Genomic DNA, 7,464 nt, shown 5'->3' with positions numbered 1-7,464 from the left:
CGAGTGCCCACACAGATTGTCTTGTCTAAATTTTTAAAGAACATTCACTCGAAGCCGTTGCTTCTTAGTGACTCACCCTGTTCGAGTGAGGTGCGCATTTTACATCGTTTGTTTTCGATGTCAACCATGTTTTTAAACTTTTTATTTGTTTGAAAACTTGGTTTCGCACTTGTTGCTGAGTTGACTTTGTTTTTCTCGAAGCCCCCTCAGAACGTGGAGCGCATTATAGATACCTCTTGTGAAAGATCAACACTTAAATTGGATTTTTTTGCTTTTTAAGCCACTTTTGGTGTTAACCGCTCATTTCTGCATCATTTCTCGTTGCTCAATGCATCTTTCGACTAGTTTTTTCACATTTTATTGTTCAATTTGTTACAAATGAGTAAACTATGTACAGCCTCCAACACCATAATAAACAATAGAAAGGTAGGTATATGAAAGTAGGCTTTATTCAATGCGCTGTTATTAGCGCTATCTTTGCAATTGCAGGTTACTTGTTATTTTCTTCTGCTAGTTTAAACGTCCATGTTCCACTAACCGTCTCAGCAGCTCTGCTGATCAGCGGTATCGTTACTCCTTGGCTAGCGTCTCTTATTCAAAGTCCATCTTCCTCAGATGCCAGAGCACATTCTAATGACGGATCAGTAGAAACCTTATACGTGGGTAATTTGCCTTATAGAGCAAACGAAAACGCAGTAAAGGAATACTTCAGTAGCTTTATTGAAGTACAGTCGGTTCGCTTAATGAAGGATCGTAAAACTGGAAAAAGAAAAGGATACGGTTTTATCGAAGTTGTAACTGACGACTTAAACAGCGTAATCGATAAAACTAACGACTCAATCTTCCAGGAGCGAACCCTAAAAGTTCGCCCTGCAAAGGACAAAGTCGAACACGCATAATTTTGTGAGTACGGTTTATAGGCTATAAAAAAGCCCGGTTAGCTTTCGCTACCGGGCTTTTATATTAATAAATAGTTAGTTATTCACTTGTCTCAACAGATTGAGGAAGTCCATTAAGTAACGTTTGATTGAAAGCATGAAACCTATTTATAGCAGATACAAGATCTGGCACTTGCACGTCTTTCATCTCATTAATCAACCCACCTATTAAGGTATTATAGTCTTCGTTACTTCCTAACGTACTTTCGGCATTAGCAAAAGTATCCATCATCTTTTCTAGATATTGCGCTATAGGGCTAACCACATTTCCAAACTTCGAATTATCGCTTTTGTCTTCATTGTAATGTTGGATGTTCTCATACGTCTTTAGTACTTCGGTCTGTGTTGTTCTATTTAACTGTAACGCGTAGCCAACTAACTCTTTATCGTCAAAGCCTAAACTTAACGCTTCTTCAAATGCTTTGTCGATGTCACCACTGTAAAAGGTGTCGGCGAGATCCTGAACTTGACCAACCAAATCAGCTATCGACTCTAACTCATCTTCATCAAGCTCGCCTTTCAATGTAAAGCTAATACCGCTTCGCTCATAGTATTGGTACGAAGTTTGTTGTTGGTATGACGCTGAAAAATTGTTTTCGCCTTGCTCGTCACTACCGCCTGATTGCTCCTGAGATGCCTGTGCTTGGAAATTAAGTTGTTGAGACGCTTGGAACGAGCGAAGACTCTCAAAACTAAAACTCACTTCGTCGCCATCTTTAGTTCGAATCAGCAAGCTTCCGCTTTTCTCATCCGATGCAGCTACCGCGTTTAAGGACGAAAGCGTTACAGCGTTCGGCTGCTGGCGACCAAATATGTCAGTTTCCAGATCGTTTATTCCTGTATCGATGAGATCGCGGCTTTTTGTCATCCCTTGCTCAATCTCTTCATTCATGAAACCAGCGAGGTCTTTTTCAGCCATAGCGAATCCACGGCTTACGCCTTCTCTCGCTTGGCTAAATAAGCCATTAAGCTTTTCTTCGCTGGCACCACCGTTTGCCGCACCTCTAATGACGCCACCTACGAACTTAAGTACGTTTCTGGCAACTTTTTCAAAGTCGAACAAACTGTTCGACTTATCTTCAATGCTTTTCTCTTTGGCTTCTTGTGGCTTTTGGCCATCTATAACTAACGCTTGGTTAAGGCTGCTACTCACCACACGTAAGCCGATGCTAGTTTGGCTACTTGAAACAGATACTGATGCCGCTTGTTGTTTCGAAAATTCAGCTGCTTGCTTCAATCCATCTTGCTGCAACTGCTTTTTCAATGCTTCGTTCGGGTGAACAGATGCCTTTTGATCTGCTTTTTGATCAACCTTTTGATCGCCCATGAAAGCCTTAATTTGACCCACGTTCATAATTTGATCCTCACTATCCTCTTTCTTATTATCGGCAAAGAATCAGTATTGTTTAATTTTAATACAGCATTTTTTACTACAACTTCTTTAATAATACTTCCCGAGCAATAGTTGTGCATAAGTAGGTAGCGCGTGTTGCAGTTATTTTTTAAGGGGCTACAATTCGCGACCTTAATATTGAATGGAGAATTTTATGACCGCTGCCGAACAACAACGCTATCAAGCTCAGTTGGACGAAAAAGTAGAACGTCTTACTGCGTTACTTTCTCCGTTCAATGCGCCTGACTTAACCGTATTTCCATCGCAACCAACACACTACCGTATGCGCGCCGAATTTAGAGTATGGCATGAGGGCGATGATTTGTTTCACATCATGTTCAACCAGGAAACAAAAGAAAAGTATCGCGTAGATAGCTTTCCTCCTGCTTGTAAAGCAATAAACGATGCTATGGCGCTGTTGTTAAAAGAAGTAAGACCAAATGAAGCGCTAAGAAAGAAGCTTTTTCAAATCGATTATCTTTCTGCACTATCTGGCGAGCTTGTCATCAGCCTTTTATACCATCGTCAACTAGATGAGAAGTGGCAAAAGGCTGCAAAAGAATTAAAGGCGAAACTCGAGGCTCACTTTCCGAAAGTAAATATTATCGGCCGTGCGAGAAAACAAAAGCTTATTATCGACAACGATTTTGTTATTGAGCGCTTACCCGTTAATGGCAAAGAATTCATATTTAAGCATATCGAAAATAGCTTCACTCAGCCCAATGCCAAAGTGAACTGTAGCATGATTGAATGGGCACTAGATTGCGTAAAGCCGCTCTCTGGCGATTTACTGGAGATGTATTGCGGTGCAGGTAACTTCTCACTGCCGCTAGCGCTTCACTTCGATAATGTTGTGGGGACCGAAATAGCCAAGCCCTCTGTACAAGCTGCGCAGTTTAATATTGAACAAAATCAGCTTAATAATGTGAAGATCGTAAGACTCGCCGCTGAAGAATTCACTCAGGCTATGAAAGGTGAACGTACGTTTAGTCGCTTAGAAGGCATTGATCTGAGTACATATAATTTCACAACTGTATTGGTTGACCCACCAAGAGCTGGGTTAGATGAAGACTCGCTTAGAATGATTCAGGATTACGATAATATCGTGTATATCTCGTGTAACCCTGAAACGTTGGCGCAAAACCTTGAGCTTTTAAGTGAAACTCACGACGTTGCTCAATCGGCATTATTCGATCAATTCCCGTTTACTCATCACATTGAGGCTGGCGTTTTACTTACACGCAAAAGTTAGTTTTGGTACAAATTGACAAGGCCTTTGGAGTCACAAAGGCCTATGAAGACGTATTAAAATAAGGTGGCTTTGATTAGAGCAAACGATGTGGACTTAAACCACTAATTCAATTATACGCTTTTTTGCGTTGCACCTAGTTGAACGAAGCGAAGCTGCGCTTTCACTCTCTCACCGATTTCTCGGCGAAGTTTATCGTCTGCTTCTAATGCCTCTGCCCCAGCACTGAATACGAGCCTTACCATAGCATCAGCTTGAAGCTGCGCGCATGCGTATTCTACGCCCTGCTGTTCAATAATGTAGTCGGTCAACTCGTCGATGAAGTGTTGAATCTCTCTAAATACTGCCAACCGATAAGCCGACGACGTACCAGTATGCTCGCGTAGTAATAAACGAAATACGTTTGTATTTGCCGCAATAAATTCCATGAAGGTTTCAACAGAAGTATGTATTACGCCGCCTCCAGAGGCTATCCGCCGCCTTGCCTGACGCATAAGCTGCCGCAATGCTAAACCGGCTTCATCCACCAGCGTTAAACCCAATTCGTCCATATCTTTGAAGTGTCGGTAAAAAGACGTAGGTGCTATACCTGCCTCTCGGGCAACTTCACGCAAGCTGATTGCCGATAAGCTGCGATTTTCATCGAGCAAAGAAAACGCAGCATGAATGATATTTTGGCGGGTTTTTAATTTCTGTTCTTGTCGACTCACATTCGCACCATAGGTTGATTAGCTCTGAACGGCTTGATGATTTTTAGCACTTAGGGTTGAAGCCCTTACGTCATCTGTATAGCCATTAACGCAATCAAACTTCGTACATCAAAGACTAGCATGTGTAGTTTATCGCAACACACACCAGTGGGGAAAGAGAAACAGAATCATCTCTTTTATAAACAAGCATTAAGCAGAAAAAGCCACAATTAACGAGCGCTTCAGCGTAGCTTTACTATAATTAAACTTTACACATGTAAGCAGAACTAATCTGGGTTTTGCTTGCCTGAAGCCTCGTAAAACGATAAATTAGCGAACAGTTGTAAGCCAAGTTGTATAAAATGAAAAAACCTCCTCTTATCCTTACTAATGTGCTGGTATTTATTATATCTGGCGCAATTGCGTTTATTGGTGTGCCGCTATGGGTGGCGTATCAAGGCATCGATTGGGCAGAAATCGGTGCGGCTATATTCCTATTTTACTTTACCGGTATGTCTATAACTGCCGGCTACCACCGCTTATGGTCGCATAAAACTTACGACGCCAATGTGGTTGTTCGTGTGATCCTTGCGGTTGGTGGCGCTATGGCGCTGCAAAATAGTATTTTGCACTGGTCGTCAGATCATCGCGTTCATCATCGTCATGTTGATGATAACGACAAAGACCCCTACTCTGCCAAGAAAGGGCTTTGGTTTGCGCATATCGGCTGGATGTTGCGTGAGTATCAGGCCAAACGTTACGATGACTACAGTAACTGTAAAGATCTTCAAAAAGATAAAGTGGTGATGTGGCAGCATAACTACTATTTGCCCATCGTGCTGGCGGCCAACTTTGGTATCACAGGTCTGCTGGGCTATTTAAATGGTGACGTATTAGGCATGATCTTGGTAGCCGGTGTACTTCGCCTGGTGCTAGTGCATCACGTAACTTTCTTTATCAATTCTCTTGCTCATTTTTGGGGTAGCCAGCCTTACACCGATAAGAACACAGCACGAGATAACGGTATTCTTGCGTTTTTTACCTTTGGTGAAGGTTATCACAATTACCATCACATCTTTGAGTACGACTATCGTAATGGCATTCGCTGGTATCAGTTTGATCCTACAAAATGGCTTATTAAGGGATTATCACTGGTAGGACTGACATCCAACCTTCGCAAAGTGCCAGAAGAGCGCATCGAGAAAGCGTTAGCAGCAATGCAGCTGCAAAGAGCAAGTGAAAAAGTATCGCTACTGCCTAATGCTGAAGAAATGATGCATACCATTCAAGAAGAATACGACTTGTTAATGCAGCGCATGAGTGAATACTACGCCACGAAAAAACGTGTTATGCGCGTTAAACAACGCACCCTAAAGCGCAGTATCGAAGGGCTTGAGCTTGCATACAAGTACAAAGAGCTGAAACACGCATTTGCTGTACAGAAAGAGAAATGGACACAGTTACATAGTTTGTCATTGCAAATGGCGTAAATTAACGCCCTCTTTTATACGTTTGAACGCTAAAAACCACATAAGTGTCTGCTTATGTGGTTTTTTTTTATTCTATAGTTGGATAAGGTCGTTATACTAAAACCAGAATCATTCATTTTGTATTACGGCTAACCTAGTGGTGACATCGCATTACAAAAGTAACAACATGGGAAAGTAAGATGGCAACGAAGCAAAAAACCAAAGCCCCGTCGTATCATTACGACGCTATCGTTATTGGCACAGGTCCTGGTGGAGAAGGCGTTGCAATGCAGCTTGCCAAAGCCGGAAAAAAAGTGGCGGTTGTTGAGCGCTACGAGGCAGTGGGAGGAGGTTGTACCCATTGGGGAACCATTCCATCGAAAGCACTTCGTCACTCAGTAAGTCGTCTTATTGAATATAACTCTTCTCCCTTGTTTGCCGACAACCATTTAAGTAAAAGCCTTACGTTTTCAGACATCATGCGCCATGCTAGCGGTGTGGTGAAAAGCCAAACTCGACTTCGCTCTTCTTTCTACGACAGAAATCGTGTGACGCTATTTCACGGCGAAGCCAGTTTTGTAGATGCGCATACGTTAGAGATAACCCGTAAAGATGGCTCTAAAGATACTGTCACTGCGGGCCAAATTGCTATTGCCACAGGGTCGCGTCCTTATTGTCCTAAAGACATCGACTTTAATCACCCGCGTATTTATAACTCAGACACTATCCTATCTTTAGATCACGATCCCAAATCAATAATTATCTATGGCGCTGGGGTCATTGGCTCTGAATATGCCAGTATTTTCAGAGGACTAGGCGTAAAAGTTGACCTCGTTAACATGCGCGATCGCTTACTGTCATTTCTTGATGACGAGATATCAGACGCACTCAGTTATCACCTGTGGAACAATGGCGTACTCATCCGGCACAATGAAGCCTATTCTTCGGTTGAAGCTACCGATGACTCGGTTATTTTAAACTTAGAGTCGGGCAAGCGTATGCGCGCAGATTGTCTCTTGTTTGCTAACGGAAGAACGGGTAATACAGATACACTTAAACTCGAGAATATTGGTTTAAAAGCCGATGGCAGAGGCCAACTTAAGGTTAATGAAAATTATCAAACTGACGTAGACAATGTATTTGCAGTCGGCGATGTCATTGGCTATCCAAGCTTAGCATCTGCGGCTTATAACCAAGGTCGCTTTGCCGCTGAAGCTATGCTTGGTATAAAAACACATTCGGCATTGGTAGAAGATATTCCGTCAGGCATTTACACCATCCCGGAAATAAGTTCTGTTGGTAAAACAGAGCAAGAGCTTACTGCAGCAAAAGTGCCTTATGAAGTGGGAAGAGCTCAGTTCAAACATTTGGCCAGAGCCCAAATCGCGTCAACGCAGACAGGAAGCCTGAAAATCTTGTTTCATCGCGAAACTAAAGAAATCTTGGGCATTCATTGTTTCGGTGAACGTGCCTCCGAGATTGTTCACATCGGCCAAGCGATCATGCAGCAAAAGGGCGAAGGCAATACCATAGATTACTTCGTTAACACTACGTTTAACTATCCAACCATGGCAGAAGCTTATCGAGTCGCTGCTATTAATGGACTTAATAGAATTTTCTAACGGACACATCGAGTAGGGTGAGGCGTCACCGCCTCATCCCTCTCACAGAACCGTACATACGGGCCTCGTATACGGCTCATGTACACAGTTATTTAGCGTAATTG

General features: G+C 42.6%; 6 protein-coding genes. 4 read left to right on the top strand and 2 right to left on the bottom strand.

Features of this window, described 5'->3' with window-relative positions; all coding sequences use genetic code 11:
• Positions 1-434: 434 nt before the first annotated feature.
• The gene (locus BIZ39_RS19435) at positions 435-899 is read left to right on the top strand and encodes an RNA recognition motif domain-containing protein (RefSeq protein ID WP_014950707.1); all 465 of its coding nucleotides are present in this window, start codon (positions 435-437) and stop codon (positions 897-899) included.
• A gap of 79 nt (positions 900-978) precedes the next feature.
• Here BIZ39_RS19435 and BIZ39_RS19430 read toward each other — a convergent pair whose 3' ends face one another.
• Complete coding sequence (locus tag BIZ39_RS19430; RefSeq protein ID WP_049588673.1) at positions 979-2,292, bottom strand: DUF5610 domain-containing protein; 1,314 nt, start codon at positions 2,290-2,292, stop codon at positions 979-981.
• A 193-nt stretch (positions 2,293-2,485) separates the two neighbouring features.
• On the opposite strand from BIZ39_RS19430, the gene trmA reads away from it, so the two are divergent.
• Positions 2,486-3,583: a tRNA (uridine(54)-C5)-methyltransferase TrmA gene (trmA, locus tag BIZ39_RS19425; protein ID WP_187447798.1), complete on the top strand. Its 1,098-nt coding sequence runs from the start codon at positions 2,486-2,488 to the stop codon at positions 3,581-3,583.
• Between the two features lie 110 nt (positions 3,584-3,693).
• On the opposite strand, the gene fabR is transcribed toward trmA, so the two are convergent.
• On the bottom strand, positions 3,694-4,290 hold the full coding sequence (gene fabR / locus BIZ39_RS19420; protein WP_014950710.1) for an HTH-type transcriptional repressor FabR: 597 nt from the start codon (positions 4,288-4,290) through the stop codon (positions 3,694-3,696).
• A 341-nt stretch (positions 4,291-4,631) separates the two neighbouring features.
• Between fabR and BIZ39_RS19415 the strand changes: the two genes are divergently transcribed.
• Positions 4,632-5,759, top strand: coding sequence for an acyl-CoA desaturase (locus BIZ39_RS19415; RefSeq protein WP_049588675.1), 1,128 nt, complete (start codon positions 4,632-4,634; stop codon positions 5,757-5,759).
• Between the two features lie 179 nt (positions 5,760-5,938).
• On the top strand, positions 5,939-7,360 hold the full coding sequence (gene sthA, locus BIZ39_RS19410) for a Si-specific NAD(P)(+) transhydrogenase (RefSeq protein ID WP_014950712.1): 1,422 nt from the start codon (positions 5,939-5,941) through the stop codon (positions 7,358-7,360).
• Positions 7,361-7,464 lie beyond the last annotated feature (104 nt).

This window comes from Alteromonas sp. BZK5 (genome assembly GCF_014349115.1).
Classification (GTDB): domain Bacteria; phylum Pseudomonadota; class Gammaproteobacteria; order Enterobacterales; family Alteromonadaceae; genus Alteromonas; species Alteromonas macleodii.
This window is presented reverse-complemented; position numbering and strand designations above follow the sequence as displayed.

Excerpts from the sequence above, each read along its gene's own strand:
- sthA (WP_014950712.1), top strand. The coding sequence starts at position 5,939 with ATGGCAACGAAGCAAAAAACCAAAGCCCCGTCGTATCATTACGACGCT.
- BIZ39_RS19430 (WP_049588673.1), bottom strand. The coding sequence starts at position 2,292 with ATGAACGTGGGTCAAATTAAGGCTTTCATGGGCGATCAAAAGGTTGAT.
- BIZ39_RS19415 (WP_049588675.1), top strand. The coding sequence starts at position 4,632 with ATGAAAAAACCTCCTCTTATCCTTACTAATGTGCTGGTATTTATTATA.
- trmA (WP_187447798.1), top strand. The coding sequence starts at position 2,486 with ATGACCGCTGCCGAACAACAACGCTATCAAGCTCAGTTGGACGAAAAA.
- BIZ39_RS19435 (WP_014950707.1), top strand. The coding sequence starts at position 435 with ATGAAAGTAGGCTTTATTCAATGCGCTGTTATTAGCGCTATCTTTGCA.